This window comes from Paenibacillus sp. 2TAB19 (assembly GCF_052115185.1).
GTDB lineage: Bacteria > Bacillota > Bacilli > Paenibacillales > Paenibacillaceae > Pristimantibacillus.
In genome coordinates, this window is record NZ_JBFRGE010000209.1 from 1 (window position 1) to 838 (window position 838).

At 40.9% G+C, this 838-nt stretch carries 1 protein-coding gene; it reads right to left on the minus strand.

Annotation, left to right across the window (positions count from 1 at the left end; translation table 11 throughout):
* On the minus strand, positions 1-379 hold a 379-nt coding region (locus AB4Z33_RS31030; protein WP_442053588.1), incomplete at its 3' end, for a tRNA(His) guanylyltransferase Thg1 family protein.
* Positions 380-838 lie beyond the last annotated feature (459 nt).

Below are 838 nucleotides of genomic sequence, written 5' to 3' on the forward strand. Positions count from 1 at the left end.
GTTCTTTGTTCGGATATACGCTGCGCATAATATCATTGAATTTTGCCGTTTCCATTGCTGCCGATACGGACACGATCTTCTGAATATTGTTATCGAACCAAGCTTTTGTCGTCAGCTTATCGTTATTCGTCAGCAAAATTGATATTTCATCGCTTTGGTGATAAATCAGCTTGCAGCCCATCATTTGTCCGGCCAAATATTTACTTGTCTCCCAGAACGCTTGCGTCAGTTTCTCGTCGAAAGGCTTGTCTAGACCTCTTGTAAACGTATGAAAATGACAGCCGTCAAGCCTTATCAACACAGGTAACCGTCTAGGTAAGCTGTAGCGAAACGTATACTCATACCCTTTCATCCGATTGCCGAAATCATCATTTTTCATCAACATATATCCTCCCTCTGAAGTTATACTCTATAATACTTCCAGTAAATGCAAATGGGAATACGTAATATGGATAGGCGCACTTAATTCGACAATGGCGTATATCCATTCAGCTCAAATAGAGTGGCCTCGAATGCATACTCAAATTACGGACCGTACGGCCCTTTAATAGTGATCTTTACGGCAAAAGTGAGTCGTAACGGACATGAGAGCCCTTATTTGATCACTGTTGGCGTTCAAGCGTATTCAAACGGTAGGTATGAATTAGTTAGTGTCCCTAGGGTCCGTAAAAGTTATATTAGTGCATTATAATGCCCGTTAGTGTCATCTGTGTCCGTATTGAAACGAGATGAAAGATTCGGAATAGGGATTTTTTCAAAAACCAAAAAAGCCACCCAACCACTTATCGGTTGAACTGCACCCCGTCAAGTAGACAGTACAAAAAATAAAGATCTATGA